At 36.1% G+C, this 21,399-nt stretch carries 20 protein-coding genes and 1 pseudogene; 6 read left to right on the top strand and 15 right to left on the bottom strand.

The features are described from left to right. Positions 1–46: 46 nt before the first annotated feature. Positions 47–307, bottom strand: a complete 261-nt coding sequence (locus tag ACQCVE_RS04565; RefSeq protein WP_426861822.1) for a hypothetical protein — start codon at positions 305–307, stop codon at positions 47–49. A 218-nt stretch (positions 308–525) separates the two neighbouring features. Here ACQCVE_RS04565 and ACQCVE_RS04560 point away from each other — a divergent pair, with 218 nt between their 5' ends. Further along, on the top strand, positions 526–1,488 hold the full coding sequence (locus ACQCVE_RS04560) for a bile acid:sodium symporter family protein (RefSeq protein ID WP_426861820.1): 963 nt from the start codon (positions 526–528) through the stop codon (positions 1,486–1,488). 193 nt (positions 1,489–1,681) lie between these two features. Here ACQCVE_RS04560 and ACQCVE_RS04555 read toward each other — a convergent pair whose 3' ends face one another. Next, positions 1,682–2,683 (bottom strand): HNH endonuclease, encoded by a 1,002-nt coding sequence (locus ACQCVE_RS04555; protein WP_426861818.1) that lies wholly within the window; start codon positions 2,681–2,683, stop codon positions 1,682–1,684. 335 nt (positions 2,684–3,018) lie between these two features. Here ACQCVE_RS04555 and ACQCVE_RS04550 point away from each other — a divergent pair, with 335 nt between their 5' ends. The 5 genes from ACQCVE_RS04550 (at position 3,019) to ACQCVE_RS04530 (ending at position 6,321) form a co-directional block, all read left to right on the top strand. Beyond that, positions 3,019–3,417 (top strand): hypothetical protein, encoded by a 399-nt coding sequence (locus ACQCVE_RS04550; protein ID WP_426861816.1) that lies wholly within the window; start codon positions 3,019–3,021, stop codon positions 3,415–3,417. Continuing rightward, entirely contained in the window at positions 3,410–3,583 is a 174-nt protein-coding gene (locus tag ACQCVE_RS04545) for a hypothetical protein (RefSeq protein ID WP_426861815.1), read from the top strand. The genes ACQCVE_RS04550 and ACQCVE_RS04545 overlap by 8 nt, the downstream gene beginning before the upstream one ends. 57 nt (positions 3,584–3,640) lie before the next feature. After that, the gene (locus tag ACQCVE_RS04540; RefSeq protein ID WP_426861814.1) at positions 3,641–4,540 is read left to right on the top strand and encodes a GIY-YIG nuclease family protein; all 900 of its coding nucleotides are present in this window, start codon (positions 3,641–3,643) and stop codon (positions 4,538–4,540) included. An 85-nt stretch (positions 4,541–4,625) separates the two neighbouring features. Continuing rightward, positions 4,626–4,961 (top strand): hypothetical protein, encoded by a 336-nt coding sequence (locus ACQCVE_RS04535; RefSeq protein ID WP_426861812.1) that lies wholly within the window; start codon positions 4,626–4,628, stop codon positions 4,959–4,961. A 223-nt stretch (positions 4,962–5,184) separates the two neighbouring features. After that, a complete protein-coding gene (locus tag ACQCVE_RS04530) occupies positions 5,185–6,321 on the top strand; it encodes a DUF2075 domain-containing protein (RefSeq protein ID WP_426861811.1) in 1,137 nt (378 codons plus the stop codon). A 180-nt stretch (positions 6,322–6,501) separates the two neighbouring features. Here the strand turns inward: ACQCVE_RS04530 and ACQCVE_RS04525 are convergent, their stop codons facing one another. The 13 genes and pseudogenes from ACQCVE_RS04525 to ACQCVE_RS04465 form a co-directional block, all read right to left on the bottom strand. Beyond that, a complete protein-coding gene (locus tag ACQCVE_RS04525) occupies positions 6,502–6,669 on the bottom strand; it encodes a hypothetical protein (protein ID WP_426861810.1) in 168 nt (55 codons plus the stop codon). A 284-nt stretch (positions 6,670–6,953) separates the two neighbouring features. Beyond that, entirely contained in the window at positions 6,954–7,706 is a 753-nt protein-coding gene (locus ACQCVE_RS04520; RefSeq protein ID WP_426861808.1) for a hypothetical protein, read from the bottom strand. A 139-nt stretch (positions 7,707–7,845) separates the two neighbouring features. Further along, on the bottom strand, positions 7,846–9,066 hold the full coding sequence (locus ACQCVE_RS04515; protein WP_426861807.1) for a hypothetical protein: 1,221 nt from the start codon (positions 9,064–9,066) through the stop codon (positions 7,846–7,848). Positions 9,067–9,068: 2 nt separating this feature from the next. Further along, on the bottom strand, positions 9,069–9,482 hold the full coding sequence (locus ACQCVE_RS04510) for a hypothetical protein (protein WP_426861806.1): 414 nt from the start codon (positions 9,480–9,482) through the stop codon (positions 9,069–9,071). A 320-nt stretch (positions 9,483–9,802) separates the two neighbouring features. Next, the gene (locus tag ACQCVE_RS04505; protein WP_426861804.1) at positions 9,803–9,988 is read right to left on the bottom strand and encodes a hypothetical protein; all 186 of its coding nucleotides are present in this window, start codon (positions 9,986–9,988) and stop codon (positions 9,803–9,805) included. Positions 9,989–10,609: 621 nt separating this feature from the next. Then, entirely contained in the window at positions 10,610–13,693 is a 3,084-nt protein-coding gene (locus tag ACQCVE_RS04500) for a type I restriction endonuclease subunit R, EcoR124 family (RefSeq protein WP_426861802.1), read from the bottom strand. Between the two features lie 14 nt (positions 13,694–13,707). After that, positions 13,708–14,988, bottom strand: a complete 1,281-nt coding sequence (locus ACQCVE_RS04495; protein WP_426861801.1) for a restriction endonuclease subunit S — start codon at positions 14,986–14,988, stop codon at positions 13,708–13,710. Then, on the bottom strand, positions 14,988–17,549 hold the full coding sequence (locus ACQCVE_RS04490; RefSeq protein ID WP_426861799.1) for a type I restriction-modification system subunit M: 2,562 nt from the start codon (positions 17,547–17,549) through the stop codon (positions 14,988–14,990). The genes ACQCVE_RS04495 and ACQCVE_RS04490 overlap by 1 nt, the downstream gene beginning before the upstream one ends. Positions 17,550–18,425: 876 nt before the next feature. Then, on the bottom strand, positions 18,426–19,433 hold the full coding sequence (locus tag ACQCVE_RS04485; RefSeq protein ID WP_426861797.1) for a hypothetical protein: 1,008 nt from the start codon (positions 19,431–19,433) through the stop codon (positions 18,426–18,428). A gap of 424 nt (positions 19,434–19,857) precedes the next feature. Beyond that, positions 19,858–20,095, bottom strand: a pseudogene (locus ACQCVE_RS04480) (23S rRNA (pseudouridine(1915)-N(3))-methyltransferase RlmH); the annotation flags it as partial. Positions 20,096–20,239: 144 nt separating this feature from the next. Next, positions 20,240–20,431 carry a hypothetical protein gene (locus ACQCVE_RS04475; RefSeq protein WP_426861795.1) on the bottom strand — a complete coding sequence of 64 codons (192 nt, stop codon included), beginning with the start codon at positions 20,429–20,431 and terminating at the stop codon, positions 20,240–20,242. Positions 20,432–20,481: 50 nt separating this feature from the next. After that, positions 20,482–20,961 (bottom strand): 23S rRNA (pseudouridine(1915)-N(3))-methyltransferase RlmH, encoded by a 480-nt coding sequence (gene rlmH / locus ACQCVE_RS04470; protein WP_426861794.1) that lies wholly within the window; start codon positions 20,959–20,961, stop codon positions 20,482–20,484. Between the two features lie 83 nt (positions 20,962–21,044). After that, a complete protein-coding gene (locus ACQCVE_RS04465) occupies positions 21,045–21,200 on the bottom strand; it encodes a CxxH/CxxC protein (RefSeq protein ID WP_426861793.1) in 156 nt (51 codons plus the stop codon). Positions 21,201–21,399 lie beyond the last annotated feature (199 nt).

Genomic DNA, 21,399 nt, shown 5'->3' with positions numbered 1-21,399 from the left:
ATCGATTGTTTGAGGTCATTAAACTGCCGCTCCAAATCCTCCATTTTTACAGCGTAAGACTCAGCTTCTCTTTTATAGAACTCAGCCTCTTTTTCTTTTCATCTGAATCACTTGATTTCTCTGCATTTTTATAAGCCTCTTCTGCTTGCTTTGCTTTTTCTTTTCCTAAGTTCTCAAACCATTTTTTAATAAAATTAAAAACCATAGCAAAAATTAAATCAGCTAATTCTTTTCCATATTTACTTAATAACTTTTTAATCTCCGGCCAAATTATTTTCAGAAAAAAATTCATTAATACTTTAAACATAGTAAAATATACCCCCTAACATGATTATGTTCACTATATTACAAATTCAAGGGGATAAGTATATTTTTTCCTTCGCTATTTCTACAGCTGTTTCCACTGCATCAGGAGAAAGGTAGATGCTAAATTTTTCGGCCTTAGATATTTATCTAAAAAATCTAAATATTTAAATTTACTAAAGTATGATATACAATCTCGCAAACAGTAAATGAGAGTGGGGGATGAGAACGCTAGAACGATTTAGTCAGTTTGTGGCAAGTACCTTTGCGTATTGGGTCATTTTGTTTGCGGCAGCCGCTTTTATGCTGCCTGCAGGATTTACGTGGATTGTACCTTTTATTACCCCGCTGCTCGGAATTATTATGTTTGGTATGGGCCTGACTCTGTCAGCAAGCGATTTTAAAGGCGTGGTAAAACGTCCATTTGAGGTACTGACAGTCGTAGCCGCACAGTTCTTGATCATGCCGCTGCTTGCCTTTGCTCTGGCAAAAGGGCTGCAATTGTCTCCAGAAGTAGCTGTCGGTGTCATTCTTGTAGGCTGCTGTCCCGGCGGAACGTCTTCTAACGTCATGACCTTCTTGGCCAAAGGGGATGTTCCCTTATCTGTAACGGCTACAGCCGTAACAACTGTACTCGCACCGATTGTGACACCTGCACTCATTCTTTTGTTCGCGAGCGAATGGATTGAAGTCAGCCCCGTCTCTCTATTTATCTCGATCGTGAATGTCGTCATCATCCCGATTGCTTTGGGACTGCTGGTGAAAAGATTCTTTAACAGACAAGCCCAAGCGAGCGTGAAAGTATTGCCACTTGTCTCAGCTGTGGCAATCATAGCCATCGTAGCAGCTGTCGTAGCCAACAGTCAGCAGCAGATCGCGCAGACCGGACTAGCCATTTTCGGTGTCGTGGTGCTGCATAATGTACTCGGCTTTCTACTCGGATTCGCCTTAGCCAAGCTTCTGCGAATGGATCTGTCTAGTATCAAAACCACTTCCATCGAAGTAGGCATGCAAAACTCAGGGTTAGGTGCTCAGCTTGCAACAGCCCACTTCTCCCCGCTGGCAGCTGTACCAAGCGCAATCTTTAGTGTCTGGCATAATATTTCAGGTTCTATTTTGGCTAATATCTTTGCGAGGATGGGAAATGTTGAAGAGGAGGGAGCTTTTAGGCAGGAGGTATCTTAATGGAAATAGCCATTCTCTTATTAGAGGATGGCTGATTTTTTGTGTAGTTAATTACTTATGATAAAGTTCTCCGTAATGTTGGATAAGGTAAATTAAATATATATAAAAGATCAGGACTAAGATAAGGGAATGTTTTATGAGCTATGCGACAAAATCCAAATTAATTTCTTTTCTCTTAATCGAAAAATATCAATTAACGATATTCACTACCACCGCCCCAAAGTTCTCGGCCACCAGTGTGTCCCGTATTGGTATGTTGTTCTTCCTCGACTAGTTGTAACACTCCAGGTTCTTCATTGTGATGCCAAGTGAATCCCTCTGGAGTATCACCATTTTTTAGAAGTTGTACATCTTCTTCATTTAATCTTAAGTCCTTGGCTAAGTTAGGATCTTCCATAACAGCAGCATAAAGTTCCTGATTCGCATAACTAAATTGAACATAATCGGATTGTAAATATAAACTTTGATCAATAATCACTCCATATTCAATATCAAAATCAGGAAATATACCTATAACAGCCTCACCATTTGGTAGCTCAATTGTTTTTTCATAAAATGCAACACCAGTTTCTGGATGATCCAATCCAGCTAAATGATCGTTGGTAGTTTCTATCTTTTCTCCATTATGCGCATTTGTGTTATCTGAATTAGCTTCTGAAGAATCATTCTCAGCAGCTTCTACCCCATTAACCCCGTCCAGTACATCTACCAATCCAACTGCTAACGCTCCTATTGCCACAGTTTTTACTATGGAGGATGCTCCACCTTTTATCCTATCGCTATCACCATCGATAAAGCCACCGATTACCTCTCCACCATTATGGATCGTATTCTTTGCTGTTACCATCACGCCTTTTGCCGTTCTAGTAACAGCACCTCCCATATCTCCTAGTCCCTTGTCTAGCTGTTTAGGGTTATCGTTAATAATCCCAGATACAGTATCAACCGCTCCTGAAGCAACTTGTCCGACGGTATCACCTGCGAATTCAGATGATTTCCTAACACCTTTTCCGATATCTTCAATTATCTCGACCCCTGTTAATTCACCGACAATTTGAATAGGTCCCCCTACTACTACCCCAGCTGCTTTCCCTGCAAATTTCCCAATCTCTCTTAGTAAACTCATAGTTTCTAATACTCCCATTTCCATTAATTTATATTGAAGTTGTTTTCCTTTTTTATTATTGGAAAACAATCAGCTCTGTCTTATTAAAAAGCTGTTTAGTTGAAAAACTCATAGCGGTTCTCATAATCTATACCTTCTGTCTTTTTAGTTAATATAAACCTAATTTATTTTACCAGATAAGTAGTTAAAAAGAACTAGTTTTTTGACATGTCACGATACATTCTTTCACAATGAGATTAGATTTTGGTTAAGTACTGATTTAATCCAGTAAGGGGGGAGTATAAGAGGAATCAGAAATAGAAGTTAGCTTCAAATACTTGGGTTAAGACAGATTTAATAATCATGGTTATCAATAATCTAATAGGGAAGTAGATTTATATACTTAAATAAAGGAGTGATTGGAAATGCGACCTCCAACTTTAAATGATGAAGTAAAGCAAAAACAGAATCCAGAAGAACTAAGTACTATTAGTACTATTAATAGTAAAAACCGTAAAAACCTTACTGAGTTTGAAAGTTATTTAGAATCTTTAGTAAAAAAAGCAGTTAAACGAGTATTAATTAAGTCTAATAATTCTAAATCTCCAGCTAAGTTAACAAAAAAAATAGTAAGTGAATATCCATTCGATGTGGATGAACTTCGAAATCACACAATAGATAAGATAAATGAAAATCCAGAAATTCCTAATATCAATCTAAAAATCTCGTTGCTTAAAAAGGTAGCAAACAACAAAAAATATAAAAAAATGGCTCAAATAGCTCAAAATATGTTAGATAAAGAGTGGTGGAAAAACAATGAATAATATTTTGTTGAAAATATTCAATTGGGTTAAGGACATTAGCTCTGCTGAATTGACTAAAGAAATATTAGAGAAAGTGTTATGGGCGGCGATAGAAATATTAATTGAATCTCTTTTACCTGAAAACAATAAAGACTTGGATAATGGTACAAAGCCAGATCCTCTATGACAATCGACATTAAGCAATTTTAAGAATCAACAATGCATCCAATAGACCAATCATATTTTGCTTAAAAAACCATCCAGGAATTATATTTCCAAGGAGGAATATCTTATCCAAAAAGACAGCACTGTACTGTTGTATTTTCCTGATTCTGCAAATGCATCTTCCTTAAAAGTCATCCAAGATCCTACTAGTCAGATTCGAGGATTCTACTTTACTAAAAGTCAGATGCAGAAGGTCGAGAGTTTAGAATACGCAAATAACTATGCTGTTTACTTTTTATTTTCGGATCTTGAAGAACCTAGCGTGTATATAGGACAATCGGTTAATGGCATCACACGAATCAAATCACACTTACGCGAAAAAGAGTTCTGGAAGTTTGGAATTCTGTTCGTCACTGACAATAATAGTTTTGATAAACTTAGTATTGATTATTTGGAGTATCAATTCATCCGGGAATTCGCAAAAACGCAGTTTAACCTGGAAAATCGTGATCTTCGCCAAGTTGAACCAAACTTAAATGTATTCAACCGGTCAACACTAAAAGCATTTGCCAAACATATTGAATTTTTATTAGAAGCACTGGGTATATCCTTTCAACCAACTGGGCTAAAGGTAAGTAATCATACCGAATATTTTCATGCTCCTGTACCTTACAAGGCTAGTATCTATTTACAAGATGGAAAGTTCATTTTGCAAAAAGGATCAATAATTAAACAGCCTATTCCCTCTTCGAAATCCTGGAGTGATGGGGGACGCTTCTATGATCGCTATATGCGCCACTTTCAAAATTTTATTGATTCAGAACAAGCTGAAATAATAAGGGATAATGAAGCTCAATTATTACACGATGTTGAATTTACCAGCCCAAGTACACCAGCGGATTTATGTTCTGGCCAATCTAATAACGGATGGAGATTTTGGATTGGACTTGAGGAAAAGCGAAAAAATTCAATTGAATAATTCCCAAATCATAAATTTTTTTGTTTTCCAGACGATATATCCTTATGTAATAAAGATATATATTTTGATTAAGGGAGATAGTGAAATGGAAGTAATTGAGTGGGACGTTAACGATCCTAGAGAAACTGTTAATTCTCTGGATGAAATGGTCTTAATGAATAACTTAGTAAATAAATTAAACAAAGATGATTTTGATACAGATGAAATCAGAACTAAAGATGCTATTGCGGTTTGCAAAATAAAGTTAATGGGGGAATATAACGCATTACTTGTGAGGAATATGGAAGAATATTTATCTGATGCAGAAGTATATGTGTTGACCTGGGATGGCGAAACTTCTGACGGAGGAAATATGTTTAGACTAAGTGCATTAGAGCTGCTCAAAATAATTGATGGGTCTATATTTAGTAATTCAATTTAATCCTGGATTAGTTAGTAACATTCAAGAAGATTCCTATGAAACTTTTTTATGATTAAATTTTTCCAGATTTAAACTGCTCATCGTATCACCTTGAAAGGCATTAAAACGGTTGTCAATTAATATTGGCGACTTTTTTTGTATTGTGATATTTTAAGCGTTCACCAAAAAACACTTCTATAATTACTTAGCGCTTTAGAGTATAAAGAACAATAAGAAGACCTTAATGGTAATCGAAGGAGGACCTGGAACCTGGAAATCCGTAATGGCTGTTAACCTTCTTGTAAATCTAATTAATGAGGGGTTAACTGCCTTATATGTCTCAAAAAATTCTGCTCCCCGAAATGTGTATGCTTCCAAATTAAAAGGAACGATGAAAAAAACGCAGATTGATAACCTATTCAAAGGATCCGGCAGTTTCTATGAATCTGAAAAAAATGAATTTGATGTACTTATTATTGATGAAGCACATCGTTTGAATGAAAAGTCAGGACTATTCAGCAATCTAGGCGAAAACCAAATCAAAGAAGTCATTCATTCATCTAAATTTACCCTGTTCTTTATCGACGAAAACCAAAAAGTGACTTTGAAAGACATCGGCAGTATCGATTTGATTAAAAAATATGCGAACGAATTAAATGCAGAATTTGCCCAGGGCAAACTATCATCTCAATTCAGATGCGACGGTTCTGATGCGTATATCGCCTGGCTGGATGATGTACTTCAAATCAGAAAAACAGCCAACGCCAATAACAGAGGCGTGGATTATGACTTCAGAGTGTACGATGACCCGAATGACATGCTGAGGGAAATAGAGGAGTTAAATAAGAAAAACAATAAAGCCCGTATGCTTGCCGGCTACTGCTGGGAATGGCCCAAAAATGGCCGCTCAAACACTCTCCACAAAGACATCCAAATCCCAGAGCACCATTTTCAAATCAGCTGGAACCTCTCCGACAGCATCTGGGCAATCGAACAGGACTCTGTCTCTGAAGCAGGCTGTATCCATACATCCCAAGGACTTGAATTTGATTACGTCGGAGTAATCATCGGTCCAGATCTTCTCTATCAGGATAACCAGGTCAAGACAGACTACACAAAACGCGCCAAAACCGACCAGTCTCTTAAAGGAATTAAAACAATGGCAAAAGAAGATCCAGCAAAAGCCCAGGCACTAGCGGATCAAATCATAAGGAATACATACCGTACGCTTATGACCAGAGGGCAGAAGGGGTGTTTTATTTTTTGTACGGATCCGGAATTGAATGGGTATTTTAGAGAGCGGTTAAATAGGTCTGTTGTTTATCAGGATTTGTCACCTCGTCAGGGGGAAGTGGCTGCGGAGGAGCGGCGTGAATATTAATAATGGTAAATGATATTTGAGGAAGAGTCTTATCTAGAAATTTTCATTAGAAAAGCAATGAAGAGGAACCGTCACCGTGCTTCAGGCTCCTTAATGGAAATGCCATTCTCCGATTGGAGAATGGCTATTTACTTTCGAGAATAACCTCCGATTTTGGACAGTTATTCTATCTAGTATTTTTTAAAAATCTTCATCTTCATTCATAAAAATAATATAACAATCTTCACAAACATTATCCTCGTTTAAATTTGCTTCACCACCACAGGCTTCACATTCACCTTTATGATCGTCTTTAAATTCATACTCTTCTTTACCAGTCCACCAATAAACGGTTTTCTTTGGAACCATTTTAAATCACTCCTTTCCTCCAAACATCACAAATAACTTCAAAACCATAAAATTTACGTAGAATTGTACCTCCAACTACAATATTCCTAAATCTTTTCTTGATTTAACGTTGATTTTACAAATGGTTGCAAATCTTCAAGACAACCTATTTCTCAGAATCCCCATTAAAGTTCATTGGTATTTCCCTGAAAGCACTTGTTTTGAAAACGCGATACGAAAAACTTTTCCTTAACAGTACCTTTATGCCTAGGTCTTATTGAATTAAACTGTCCCACCACCTTACTTCAATTCTTTAAGGGGGAGATTTTTATTTTATATTTTTCCATAAGTTCTATAATCATTTGAAAATATAATTCACCCAAGTCTTTTATATCTCTATCAGATAAGCATCCCTTTGTAATAGATACTATTTTTAAGGAATTCCCCCCAAAAAATGCAAGTGCAAAATCTAATTCTTCAAGCTTTTCTTTATAATGTTCGTAGTCATAGGCATATAACTGGCAAATAGATATTCTTCCAAGATGGTTAAATATTATTCCTAGTATATTTGAAAGATTTTTAATGCTGTCAGGATATATTCCTTTTAGAAGACTTTCTCTAACTTCTTCTACACATTTTAATATATAATCCAAGACTGTAATATCGCCAAACGGTGTTCTAATAAACTGTTCTAAAGAAAAAGTTAGTTTATTCTCTATGTTTTTTGCATTCAGCAACTTTAGTAATTCTATCTGTGCAGCATGATATTCTGTAAAACCACGATTTTTAGCATAGCTATTAGCATCTTTAGCTGAAATTTTCATAACATCATAGATGTGAGTAAACTCATGAAATAGTATGCCTTCCATTTTCGTAATATTTGGTCCTACAATTAACAAATGCCTATCATTTTTAACGTCATAATTATGTGAAGCAAAAACTTTAGTATCGTCAATCTTTAATTGAAATTCTGGCATTTTATCAATGAGCATAAAATCTTTGTAAGTCTCTAATTTTTGAGTAATGAAACTCTTAATAAGTAGATTACTTTTATTCATGAAATTGCCCTCCTTTCTATTAATCACATTTATTTAATATAAGCATAAATTACCACTATTAATTTTTGGTATCGAGTAAATTCATTTTTATAATATAAACGGAACTAAAATCAAAATATCCTAAAAAAATTCAGCTCCCTTATTTATGATTAATATTAATATATTCTGCAATACCTTTTTTGGCATCTGGTGTAGTATATGTGGATGCACTTACACTTACGGTAGTATTTTCAATACTGCTCAAGTCGAATTGTTCTTCATATTGCTTTGAATAAATTATCTTCCAATCAATATCTGTTTCAATATCAATAATTTTAAACCATCTTCTTATCGTATCAATTGCGTATATTTTTCCTGCTATTTCAACTTCTCTTGTAGATATTTGTTTTATTGCATCTTTTATTGTATGGAAAGTCCCTTCATTTAATGTAAGTTTTTTATATCCAGGAAGAGAAACTTCGATGGTGCCTTTTTTATAGTAGGGTCTTACCATAGATAACAAGTTATTCATATGCTTACGTGCATTAATCAAATTACTACTCATCATTTGCACAACGGAATGAACGTCTCCAGTTTCTGCTGTTGCTAATACTTTATATAATAATAAATAAGGTAGACTTGGTGAAGTGTCGAATAAGCTCAACTGCCCTTCATTATTTGGAGATAGCATTATCCGTATGCTTCCGGTTTTCAAATATACTGCTGGCTCTGATAAATGTTGCTTTTGTCCCTTATCTATACTATTGTATTCCTTGCTAACACCAACTATGAAAGCCCTTAATGGATTCAAGGTATTTAACAGTTCATTTAATAATATATTAGGATTTGTATCAACCCTTATCTCGAGAGGATTTTCTATGTCAACGTTTATATTTCCTCCAAAAACTTCGACTCCAAATAAACCATTTTGACTTCTAACTTTAATATTACTTTGCAATGAATGTCCATCGGATTCTGAAACAGCAGCCAATATTAGACCACTGAGGCTAGTGTATATCACTGCATTTGTATTAGTATTTTCTATTTGTCCTACTAAGCTTCTACCATTATATTCTTGAGACATTCTGACGTTAAAGAATTCTATATTTAGTTCTTTATCGACAACAATATCCCCTATTTCTAAAAATGCTTCCTTACTCTCTGAGGAAAGCTTCAAACCAATTATTGACCCATTATTAGTTGTAAAATTTAAAACTGAGATGATCTTCCAAGAACTAATTAGCATTTCATTTCTATACTGGTTAATAGTATACTCGTGCCCACTTAGTAATTTGGATTTGATCCAAGTACCTGTTACTATATATTCACCAGGGGATATTTTCATTGAATTGTCAACATAACCTGCTATTCGGTTATCCATTACTATCCCCCCAGATTTCTAAGTTTTTCCTGATAAGCTTTTAGATTTATTTCAGTCTGCTTAACTTCATCTGCAGATAATTTTATTCTTTCTTCAAAAGACCTTTCTATTAAACACATTGATACTTCAATCTCTCGCTTAAAATAATCGATAGACCCAACCTCAACATGTCCATCTCTATGATATTGCAAAGCATGTCCTAACTCTTCATAAATCATGGCTTTTCTAAAAACATCGTCATTAATTGAAATATCTACTGCTCCTGTATCAAGGTTCAATGCTGCGGCGCCCTCTGCACCAAAAAAAGATAATAGTGACCTTACTTCTGGATCTTGTGAGCTTCTATAAACATTAATATTTACATTTGGTCTCATATATTCAAAAAATTTAATTATCTTACCTATTCTATCAGTCACAGTATACCCCCAAAACTTATTGGATAATACAATCTTATACTTCTTTACCAATAAGATCCATATTAATTTTTCCTTCCTTTCATTGATTAGATAACGTTGGCAATCCATTCAATAACTATTTTAGTTCTTCTATAGGTAAAACAGTGTATAATGCTATCGGTGACAAATAAGTATCTGGTGTTACTAACGTTCTACATGGTCAGGATTACGATATGGTTATTTATCATGAATTTGACGGATTTGCTGTCCATAAATATATGGAAGCAAGCATTGATTCCATAACTACCTTCCGACCGAATCAACCTGATAAGTTGAGCTATTTATTTAGACTCTAAAATAAGTCTATAAACCTTGTTAATTGCTTCTATTTTATTAGGTGATCTATGATATTTTTTAATGTCATTTAAACAACCAAAAACTTCATAAAAATTTCCATCTTCACAAGTTAATAGAGTTATTTTAATTAAATTTCCTTTATCAGGTATTAATATTAACTCTGTTCTCATATTTATCCTCCATGTAAAGTTTATTCTCAATCAATCAATAAATATGCACCACGTTTTCTAATAGCATAGAAAATTAACAAAATAATTACTCTCGTATTAGAATCTGAATATCATTTAAAGAATGAGGTAGTCAACAAATAGTACATTTAAAGGTACAAACTTTGTACAATGGCTAATAAAACTACAACATCCTTTTGCAATAATCCTTAATTAATGTCGCTCTGGATTTGCCTTCATGGGTATCGTATAATCAGAATTCAAATTCCTATTTTATTACATAATTATTTGTTTTCTTAATACATTTATGAACATAATTTTCGATGCCAATTTCATCTCGATTTTATTAGGGCATTAATACTTTTAAGTTATGACCCCGGGTATAATTAATAGCCTGTAATTAAAAGGTGTGGCCAGTGGAAAATGTAATTTTGTCACAAAAAATGCACCTCAACTTGTTAATCTGCTGTAACAAGCGGGGTGCAATTCGAACATCTTTCATGAAGATAGCTGGGTTTTTAGAGCAAGATGGACTTAATATCACTTATGGCGAGTGCGAATTATCGAATAAAGTGACTGGCTTATGTTGAAATTTTCAAGACCCGGTATCAAAAATTTCATCACTTAATTATATTTATGCTTTATCTCAGCAATCAGCTTTGGAAGCTTTTCAGTTAATGTCATTATATGTCTTAACCTATTGCCAGCCGTTTGATTGGTTGCTTTATCAAAATCAATACTACTAATGAGCTCATTGATGTATGGTACAGTATCTGGCTGTGAAGGGGAATATGAGCTAACTGATTTTTCAAGCAGCTTGCTATCTAGTCCCCACTCCGAAGAGAAATCATTCACTACTTTTTGCATTTGATTTGCTTTCCATATTTCAAATGCCTCATCAAAATTCATACCACTGGATAAATTTCCTGGTACCAACTCAGTATCGACAAACTCCCTTAATAATTGGGCTTGTTCATTATCTCCCATATTACTTAATTCTTGAATCTGTTGATAGATGATACGGAGTGTTTCACTATCTACTGTTTGCACGCCATTTGATGAGGTGATTTTTGAATCGATTAAACTAAGAATATGATCCGCATCGATTACTTGGGTGCCTGCTAATTTTGTTTTACCGACAAGAATATTGACAGGTGACGGCAGAGGAGGAGTGCCAGGCTTCCAGGTTAAGTTTTTAAAAGCACCGACATATTGCAACCACGTATGCTCATCCATTCCAAAGGCACTATCATCCCACTTAAATTCGTAGTATTGCTCGACCAAATTCAACTGCTCAGCGGCATCTTTGAAAGCAAGTAGGAAGGCTTCCTTTTTCTTCTCATCATGTTCGATCGTTTGCCAATCTGTGGGGTCAGGTAAAGTCGGTACTAATTCAACAATTTTCATTGCAAACTTCTTTACGGATGTCTCATAGGGTTCTACAATTGCTTTGCTACTCTTGCCACCACTTCCATATAATTTTAAAGCTTGATTTACTATTTCTTCAGTAATTCGAGGGTACTGAAAGTTAATGATCGTACCGAATTCTTTAGCTGGACCAAACACACGATTTGTTCGTGAGTAGGCCTGAATTAACCCTTGAAGTTCAAGTGAACGATCAATGTAAAGCGTGTTCAGACGCTTTGAGTCATAACCTGTCAAGAGCTGGTCTGCTACTATCACGAGGTCTATATTCTTAGAATTTCGTCCACTTCCACCCCGAGTAGCCCGTTCCACAACGTCTTCAAAGTAAGCATCCTCGCCGTGTTTTTTATCCCCGGGAACAAACGAAATACCTGTAAATGCAGCGTAGTCCTTAAACATATCTTTAACAATTTTAGGGTCTAGTGGTGTAAGGTCATTTTCATTACCAAAACTAAACGTCATAGCCACATTTAATTTTTCCCCGCGCGTTGGCAGTTGTTTTTTGAATTCGTCATAATAAGATATGACACGATTTTTATAGGCAACTGTCAAAATCGCATTAAATTCCCTTCCTTGCGATTGTGATTCCCAGTTATTCAGAACCTCTTCTACAACGCGTGGAATATGTGTTTCGTCATGATATGTAAGCAACTTTCTTTTTTTCGCTTGTCTTTCTAAGTCGGCTTCGGATAATTCTTGAACTTGGCGTTCAATTTCTCTATCAGCCAAATCAGGATGTTCTTCTTTCATTTTCTCAACAAGTTGCTCTCTTAAATCTTCATAGCTTTTAAATTCACCAGTGTTGATATAGTCAACATGGAACCCTAATACGTTTTTATCTGCGATTGCTTCATCAATCGTATATTGATGCAAACTAGGTCCAAATAGCTTTTCAGTCGTATTGATCACTTCACTTTTTTCGTCTATTTTACCTTTAATCTTATTTTCATCAAATAATGGTGTGCCTGTAAAGCCATAGAAGAGACCATTTTTCTTGAAATAGCTCTTTATGGTTCCCATCATCTGACCCATTGTCGTACGGTGGGCTTCATCGATAATAAAAACAATTTTCTTATCTGCTAAACTAGCATCATGAGCTTCTTCCATTTCTTTAACTAGGGAATTCAGTTTGAATGTTGTCGTTACCACAATGCCATTTTGAGCAGACTTCAGTTTCTTCTTTAGCTGGTAGGTGTGTTTTGTATCATCAACAGACACAGATTCGTATGCTGCGTACGCTTTAAAGTTTTCACTGGTACGGTTGTCAAGCTCACGCCGATCAACAAGAAAGACAACTTTATCAAATCCAGCTCTCGTGGATAAAAACAAAGCCGTCTTAAAACTCGTAATCGTTTTTCCTGAACCTGTCGTGTGCCATACAAATCCACCGTGGGGCAATTTATCTTTATTATCCCAACCGAATGCTGCGCCTTCTACAGCCTGCAAAGCATGTACTTGATAAGGGCGCATGAGCATATGCCTTCTGTTTTCTTCCTCACGTGCTTCGTCAATGACTAAGTAATCTCCAACCATTTGATGCGCCATAGGAATCATCAAAAATTGACCGATAATTTTTTCCCAGGCATTCACAACATTGTTTTCTTTATCTGCCCAATGGAAGACAAAACTAAGGTTAAAGTCTTCAGCTGTTTTCGGTGTAGCGAAATAGCGAGTAGCGATTTCAGAAGTGATCACCATCATCTGCGAAAAAGCCATAAAGTTATGGCTGTACTCACCGTCACGATAATAGCGCATAAATTGCCCATATGCTTCATCTAGCGTTTTGTCCGTACGTTTTTGCTCAATATTGATGAGAGGTAAGCCGTTGATAAGTAAGACAATATCAAAACGGTTGTTATTTGGTGTCTCTACCTCTCTAGCAATCCGGTAGCTTGAATCTCCACCACGTACTTCAGCTTTTTTAAAGATTGTCAAAGTGATTTGTTTTCTCATGATATTGGGGTTGTCATCACGGTAAACACCGTCAATCTTGCCTTTGGATTCTTCAATGGCTAATATTTTTGCGGCCTCATAGCTGTTGCTGATTTGATTAACTTTTGACATGACTTGATTGAACTCATTATCCGTCAATTCGACACCTTCAAGCTGGTCAGCATTGATACGGTTGAGTTCTCTGCGCCAGTGTTTAACTAGGTCAGCGACGGTAACTTTCTGCTTATTGCCGTCTAAGAAATCAGGCGCTTCCCATTTATATTTTTGTAGTTCCTTAACAAAGTTCTCTTGAAACGATTTCTCAGAAGCACTTTTTGGTGCATTACTCATGATTAATCTCCCCCCTAAACAAACATCTCATGTAGATATGCTCTTTTTAGATTTTGTAGTTTTTTTACCTTTCGCTCATGTAAAGTAATAAGCTGGTCTAGTTGATTGAAAAAATTACCGATTTTAGTCTGCTCATTAATTTCTTTAGGGTATTTTATGTTCGTAGTTTTAAGAGCAGATTTTGATATTGAACTAACTTTAGTTCCTTGTATTAATGGTAATAATTGATCATGATAAGCAAAAGAATTCATATAATATCCAAGGTATCCAGATGCAAAATTTCGGTTTGGTCTACATGGAATCGTATGCAACCCTGCTAACATATCTACATCACCTAAACCTGCTATTTCACAACATTTTCCTACAGTTTCATCTTCTGCTGCGTCAGCGATAACTATATCACCATTTTTTAAAAATGAAGATTTATATTTTGCTACAACTAGCTCATTAGATATCATAGGTAATTTATTTTTTGAGACATCTAGATATTCACCAAACTTAGTTAAAATATCTCCATAATGAAGATTTAGAGCATAGCCATTCTCATAATTTAAATCAGCTCTAGAGAGAGCATTATTTTGTATATGTGAGAATATATTTTGAAACTCAGATTGTTCCCAAGCTTGAGTAAATCCTGCAAACCTCCGTTTGGGTTCGCACTCCCCTTCAGCAGGAAACATTTCCGAAAGATAAGCAGATTTTAACGCTTTTGTCTTATTCAACTTGCGTTGATGAAGGGCGATAGTCTTGTCGAGTTGTTTGAAGAAGGTTCCGATTTTTTCTTGTTCCTCTTCGCTTATAGGCGCCGAAAATGAATAATCCGAAATTTGTTTCAAGGAAATGTGTTTAATTGCATTACCCACTGATAATTTATTCATCTCGGATACAAACTTATTGCTGATAGTTATTTGGCAGACAAATTCAAGTTGCTCTGAGTTAAGTCGTCCAACTCGTTGTGCTAAAACTGCTTTTTCGTTACTATACCTACCTGTTTTCCCGATATTAACGCCATCCATCGTGACAAGAATATTGTCACCACTTAGTAAATAATTATCTAGAATAGTAGCTTCAGAAATATCGATCCTATCCCCTACTGATGTTATACCGTTTGCTTCATCCTGAATATTTTTGTTTGTGACGACTAAATATTCTCCATCATCATTGAAATCAGCACTGCTAAATGCTTTTCCCGTTCTAACTTCTGCTAAATCTCCCAACTTACGCTGTTCCCAAGCGTCAGCATTTTTGAACTCTTTAAATCGTCTTTTTGGTAATAACTTTTCATTCTCACTCATCATTCCGCCACCAATTCACTCATCAAAGATTCAAACATACTTTCCAAGTCACGACTTTCTTCATCAATCGCTGACAAAGTATCAGCATAGCGATTGTGCAACATTTGTAGCGTATTTAACTCCTTTTGTAACGGCAGTTCTATTAAACAGACCAAAGCCTTCACTGTATTGCCAAACCACTTTTCATACATCAAGTTGTCGATTTCTTCGTTCGTCAAAGTTAAGATCCGTTCTTGTACAGCTTCTTTTAGTGCTTTTTCATCTGCTTTCACTTCTTTACTGAGTGTTGATTTATCTGCATGTAACTGTTCAACATTTTTTAGATAATTATATTCACTTGTTCCATTACTCGCCTTTTTTAACTCTGTTTTGATCAACTTGTTATCAAAAGCTTCACCGGCTTCATTTAAGATATCTCCTAAAGCATTGGCTTCTTCACTGTCCTCCACTTTCGCAGCTTCAACTAAATCAGATAGCTCAATTTCAATTTCTTGAATGCGTGTTTTCTTTGTTTCAATTTCTTCTAGCTCAACACTGTATAAATGTTTAGCAATCAACTCATTTGGTACGATACTGCCGATCCAGCCGTCTTGCTCGACACGTTTTTTATTGCCAGTTCCCTTCGTTACCATATTTGGTTCACGTGTGCGTCCGGCTGTATAAAAATCACTTAATGCAATGATTTCCGTATCATGGGACAATGCATTCTTCCAGATTTCAGCGACAATTTGATAGCCATCATACACATCAATATTGTTGAACGCTGACAAAATCGCTTTTATTTCATCGAGCATGTCATTCATTAACTGGGATGATTTACTGATATTTTCTACATTTCGTAAAGCATCGAAATATTTATTAATAAAGGATGTTGCTTTTCCCTCGATTTCTTTTGATTTTTCAATAACGCGTGAATCGTTCAAGACCCTATGAGAAATTTCCTCAACCGGTTTCAATAGCTCAACATAGCCGTTACGGATTTCCTTCAAAGATCGTTCTAAAATATCTGGCACTGTAGACTGTAAAACCTTCAAATCGTCAATATTCTTTTGAGGAATCCCACCAAGTAGGTGAGCATCGACGTCTTGCGGAATTTCTTCATCAATAGCTTCAATATAACGGGGAATGTTCATATTGTATTGATTTTTGAGAACATCCTCTCGTTTTACCAATTGGCTATAACCCTTTTCTTCTCTACGTTCAACGAACGTATCTACAATTTTAGCAATATCTTTCTCTAGTAGAACATTTTGTTTCCCTACTTTAGTAAAGCTACGAGAAGCGTCAATAACAAGTACAGGCTCACCAGTTTCACGATTTTTCTTCAATATTATTATGGCTACAGGAATTCCTGTATTGGTAAATAAGCTACTTGGCAAGCCGATAATGGTATCTATGTAATTTTTCTCAAGTAAACGCTCTCGAATCTCTCCTTCTGCGGAACCTCGGAAGAGCACACCATGAGGCAATACAATCGCCATTGTTCCATTTTGTCCTAAGTGGAATAATCCATGTAAGAGGAAAGCAAAATCTCCCTTGGAGTCTGGTGGCAATGCACCAGCGACTTCGAAACGAGGATCACTGACCTTCAGCCCTGCTTTGTTCCAGTTCTTCGCAGAGTAGGGTGGGTTCATAACAACCGCATCAAACTGCACGCCTTCATTTGGACGTTCTGGATCTTCTGGCCAGTCTTGAGAAAGCGTATCACCATTCTTTATAGTCATCTTTTCTGGACGCACACCATGGAGCAATAAATTCATACGAGTTAAGTTATAGGTCGCTGTATTTTTTTCCTGTCCGTAATAACTTAAATCCTTTTGAACATCTTCATCTAAATGTTTTTTAACCGTTAAAAGTAACGAACCAGAACCGACAGTCGGGTCATAGATTGATTTTATATCAGCCGTTTTCGCTACAATTTGTGCCATAACTTCACTGACTTGTCGAGGGGTATAGAACTCCCCTGCTTTCTTCCCGGACTCCATTGCAAACTGACCAATGAGATACTCATACGCGTCACCCAGTACATCGCCTTTTTGTAATGCGACCATGTTCAAGTCTGCAAATAACAAAATTAATGCTTTAATATTTTTGCTGCGTTCGTTTAAGTTACTACCTAATGCCGTATCCGTTAAATCCAGCGTAGAACTTGAGAACAATCCTTTGAAGTCATTCGTATCACCGGACACGGCAATCGTACGTTCGAAGTTATTCAAGCTATCCGTTACTTTTTGAACTTCAAAATCTCCAGAATTGATATCTTTTAACCAAGTTTGATAGAGATACTCAGGCGAAACATAATAACCGAGCACATTTTGAATCATTTTATTTAGCTGTTCTCCGTATTCTGCTTGTGCTTTTGTATATTCCTCTACCAGTTCAGATTGAGTCATCTTCTCTAATCCACTGGTCACTTTAAATGTTTCTAAAGTTTTATCACTCAAAAACTTATAGAACATTAATCCAAGCATGTAATCTTTATAACGGCTGGCGTCCATTGAACCACGCAGTTCGTTAGCGCCGTCCCATAATCTACTTTTAATTTCTTCTGATGTAATCACTTTGTATCCCCCATTGAATCTTCATATAAATTCTTTGTATTGTGTCTATTATTCATTACCTTTAGCAATATTTCCTCTCTATTATAGCAGTCTAATGATATACCCGACTAAAGAGTTATTATAAATAAATGTAGGCAAAAAAATAAGAGCACGACCTGAAATAAAGGGGTAGAATGAATCCTGGCTTCTGCACTACAGACTGATCAGAAAGTAAAGAACGCTTTCTGTCAATCTGTACGTGTCGCTTCAGCACTAAAGAGAGCGATAACCACGGTCTGTACGGCTTAAGCCTACAGATAAGTTGATAGCTCTTCAATCAGAGGCTAGTCAATTTATGTTTATATGGAACAAAGTATAATATAAGATTTTACCAAAATGTCTTTTAGGGTAGATGCAGCCTTACCATTCTGTTTGAAGTTGAAAAAGCTTTGGGGAGCCATAAAGGTTCTGCTCATAGATTGTAAGGCTGTAAAGAACGCATCCTAACCCTCTATGGCATCTCGCTTCCCTCTAAAATCCAAGCGAACAACAGTCTGTAAGAATGATAGCCATCATTCAGCAGCCTGTTTGTTCCATTGCCTAACTTAACGAGTGAACGACTCTGTGAGATCACAATCAAAAAAAAAAAAAGAATAAAGCCAAACATGCGAGCAACCAAACATGCGAGCAGCCAATCAGCTGCTTTTTATTTTGTGTTTTTCCACCCTGTTGCGCTGCGAATCGTATAAGCTGTCCTTTTTTATTGGCATATGAGGTGTTCTATTGTACAGACCCTATTAACCCGTTCTGTAAGGCATCGACCTTACAAGTTGAGATACTGCGAGATACATAGAACGGAAATAGTGAAGCGAGAACGGCAGGGTAGGTTTATTATAGTTATTTATCCGTAAAAAGGTGATTTTTATCCCACATTTGATAATTAACTTGCTTTATACTTTTAAAGTTTTCTTGCTTTACTTTCTTTCGAAAATTATTACATTTTTGATAAATACTAATCCTATTAGACCTCTTAGGACGAGTAATTCTCTCATACTTATTCTCGCCATGAATCTCCCAATAAAGTGGGGGTTCAGCAATAATATTTAATGATGCATCAGGTTCAAACGTCAATAGATAAAAGGACCTTACCAAATCCTTTGCACCTTTTTTCTTAATTTTATAATGAAAGTGCCATCCCATATTAGAACCATGATCATCTGCATCTACCCCAAAATTCGCATTGGGTTTTGGTAGAAGTTCTTTGGATTTTCGACCATAAGATAAGATTTTAAAGAGAGGAAACCCTTCTCCTTCATTATGTATATCTTTTTTGAATCTATGTATTTCAAACACATAATTTTTCCTTATAACCTTAATGAACAAAGTGCTCTCATCTTTTACTAAATTAGTGATTTTTCCTTTAAGTATCTCAATTTCGTAACCATCTTGGTTAGTTAATCCCTTTAAAATTAATTCACCCAAAGCTTGGGTAAATTCACTTTGAGAAGTAAAAAGTGCATTAAAATTTAATTCAAATAAAACTTTTTTTTGGCTTAACTCATCAATTTCAAAAAATAGTTGTATCATTGAATAAATATTTATACTTAGTTTAATAATATATGTATTTCGATTTTCCCCCTCAACATTTTTCAATAATAATCTTAATCTCTCTTTTTTAAATTTATTCTCTATACTTTTTAATAAATCCTTATACTGCGATTTCTTTATTCCAACTAGTCTATTCTTTTTTATGTAATTTACCTTGCTTTCTTTCTCATACTCTTTAATATTAACCGCGAATAAATATAAATTTTTATTTAGGTTATCGATTGCAAAACCAGATAAATATTTATCAATAGAGCAATATTCTTTTAAATATATTTTCAAAATTAAATTCCCTCCCAATTAAGTATTCCTCCAAAGAACTATACTTACCATAAATTTATTCCAGCCGATGTTGGATAGGGTTTAAGCCCTTAACCAGTTACCCTACACTTTATCGTTGATAATTTATTATTCTACTCGGGAAAGGTAATACCTTTTTTCCTTTATATACACTTAGGTCGTAAGTGGGAATCGATGAAAGATGATAAATTAAGCATAATTTATGCTAATAGAATCTGGTGAGTTTATCTTTAAAGTTACAAACAGCTTTTTTGTCACTATCCCACTAAGGGATGGGGAGTTATTTGAATTATAAGACTTAAACAAATAAGTTTCTCAGGAATATTATATGAATTAAATAAAAACTTCCCCGACGAGAATCCTGACTTTCAACATCCCATCTCTTGGATTTGAGGCAATGTAGTGTACCGAATAAAGGACAACTTCACTTATGATACGGTTCATTCTTAAAAATCCGAAACGCCCGATAAACCTGCTCTACCAAAACCAGCCTCATCAACTGATGCGGAAACGTCAACTTACTAAAGGAAAGCGTATCATTCGCCCGTATCATTCGCCTGCTTCATCACAACATCACTCAACCCAAGCGATCCTCCAATAACAAAAGCGCCTTTGCTCTTCCTATTATAAGTCGCCAATCTATCCAAATCCGCAGCTAGCTGCGAACATAGGAGGTAATAAATAAAGGGGATCTCTAATTTGTATCGAGATCCCCTTTATTTTATATGCGTAGGAACCTGTCCAATAGGAGGCGGGAAAAACATGCCTAATCCTTACTCCAACTAGGGAGCTTGCCATTTAATTCTCTACCCTTTAGGCGAGTCGAGTGCTTGGTATGCTAGTTGATACTTTCCGCCTTCGGCAACCTCTGTATGGTACAAAGCCTTGAGAGCAAAGTTTTTCTCTAGCTGATGTTCTTCCATCAACTCTTTTAAACGTATTTGCAATTCCTTGTTTTCATTAATCAACTGTTTCATTTGAGATTTAGTAAACTTCATGATGCTCACTCCTTTCTAAACAAAAATCTATATAATAAAATCCCATTTAACTACTTATGATAAGGCTCCCCCCGCACAATCCGAAAAGCCCGATAAACCTGCTCCACCAAAATTAGCCTCATCAGCTGATGCGGAAAGGTCATCTTACTAAACGACAATGTATCATTCGCCCGCTTCATCACCGCTTCACTCAATCCAAGCGATCCCCCAATCACAAATGCCACCTTACTTTTCCCGTAAGTCGCCAGCTTGTCCAGATCTGCTGCGAGCTGTTCGGAGGATTTCATTTTTCCTTCAATAGCGAGGGCAATGACATGGGTGTCATCTGAGATCTTCCCTAGAATTCGTTCGCCTTCTTTATCTTTCACGATTTTCATGTCAAGGTCGCTTAGGTTTTCGGGTGCTTTTTCGTCGAGCAGCTCGATGATGTCCATTTTGGCATAGGCGCTGAGGCGCTTCAGGTATTCTTCGATTCCTTGCTTGAGGTATTTTTCTTTTAGTTTTCCGACCGTGATGATTGTGATATTCACAGGTTATCCCCACCTTGATGATGTGTTATGAACATGAGTTATCCACAAATGTGTATTTCCTATCCACAGATGGTGGCGAATGTTTATTCCCCTACTATATATATAGCAGGGTTTTCGCACAATTCACAGGCTGTGGATAACCTGTTTGTTTCTTCAATTTTTATTATTTCCGGAGCCAGTTCGTGCTCATCAACATACATATCTATTGCTGTTTCGACATGATCTGCGCATGCTTTCATGGTGTTCCCTCCTTATCCACAGGTGGATTCTTCTTTTATTTTACACGAAATGAACGATTTATCCACATCTTACAAGTTGAAAAGACGGCAAATAAAAACCCCGAAGTGCTTTTGCATTCCGGGGTTCCTGAGCTCACTCTATGTCAGGCTTATTGGAGGCGGGACAGGTAAGGACCACAGATGCGCAGCATGGCCGCTC

The sequence above is a fragment of the Metabacillus sp. 113a genome (assembly GCF_050107635.1).
Lineage (GTDB): Bacteria > Bacillota > Bacilli > Bacillales > Bacillaceae > Metabacillus_B.
Note: the sequence above shows the minus strand (reverse complement) of the source record. Positions and strands in the feature narration are given on the sequence as shown.

What these genes read in the sequence shown, in the direction of transcription:
- ACQCVE_RS04565 (WP_426861822.1), bottom strand. Translation starts at nt 307, where the DNA reads ATGTTTAAAGTATTAATGAATTTTTTTCTGAAAATAATTTGGCCGGAG.
- ACQCVE_RS04560 (WP_426861820.1), top strand. Translation starts at nt 526, where the DNA reads ATGAGAACGCTAGAACGATTTAGTCAGTTTGTGGCAAGTACCTTTGCG.
- ACQCVE_RS04550 (WP_426861816.1), top strand. Translation starts at nt 3,019, where the DNA reads ATGCGACCTCCAACTTTAAATGATGAAGTAAAGCAAAAACAGAATCCA.
- ACQCVE_RS04545 (WP_426861815.1), top strand. Translation starts at nt 3,410, where the DNA reads ATGAATAATATTTTGTTGAAAATATTCAATTGGGTTAAGGACATTAGC.
- ACQCVE_RS04535 (WP_426861812.1), top strand. Translation starts at nt 4,626, where the DNA reads ATGGAAGTAATTGAGTGGGACGTTAACGATCCTAGAGAAACTGTTAAT.
- ACQCVE_RS04530 (WP_426861811.1), top strand. Translation starts at nt 5,185, where the DNA reads ATGGTAATCGAAGGAGGACCTGGAACCTGGAAATCCGTAATGGCTGTT.
- ACQCVE_RS04525 (WP_426861810.1), bottom strand. Translation starts at nt 6,669, where the DNA reads ATGGTTCCAAAGAAAACCGTTTATTGGTGGACTGGTAAAGAAGAGTAT.
- ACQCVE_RS04520 (WP_426861808.1), bottom strand. Translation starts at nt 7,706, where the DNA reads ATGAATAAAAGTAATCTACTTATTAAGAGTTTCATTACTCAAAAATTA.
- ACQCVE_RS04515 (WP_426861807.1), bottom strand. Translation starts at nt 9,066, where the DNA reads ATGGATAACCGAATAGCAGGTTATGTTGACAATTCAATGAAAATATCC.
- ACQCVE_RS04505 (WP_426861804.1), bottom strand. Translation starts at nt 9,988, where the DNA reads ATGAGAACAGAGTTAATATTAATACCTGATAAAGGAAATTTAATTAAA.
- ACQCVE_RS04500 (WP_426861802.1), bottom strand. Translation starts at nt 13,693, where the DNA reads ATGAGTAATGCACCAAAAAGTGCTTCTGAGAAATCGTTTCAAGAGAAC.
- ACQCVE_RS04495 (WP_426861801.1), bottom strand. Translation starts at nt 14,988, where the DNA reads ATGAGTGAGAATGAAAAGTTATTACCAAAAAGACGATTTAAAGAGTTC.
- ACQCVE_RS04475 (WP_426861795.1), bottom strand. Translation starts at nt 20,431, where the DNA reads ATGAAGTTTACTAAATCTCAAATGAAACAGTTGATTAATGAAAACAAG.
- ACQCVE_RS04465 (WP_426861793.1), bottom strand. Translation starts at nt 21,200, where the DNA reads ATGAAAGCATGCGCAGATCATGTCGAAACAGCAATAGATATGTATGTT.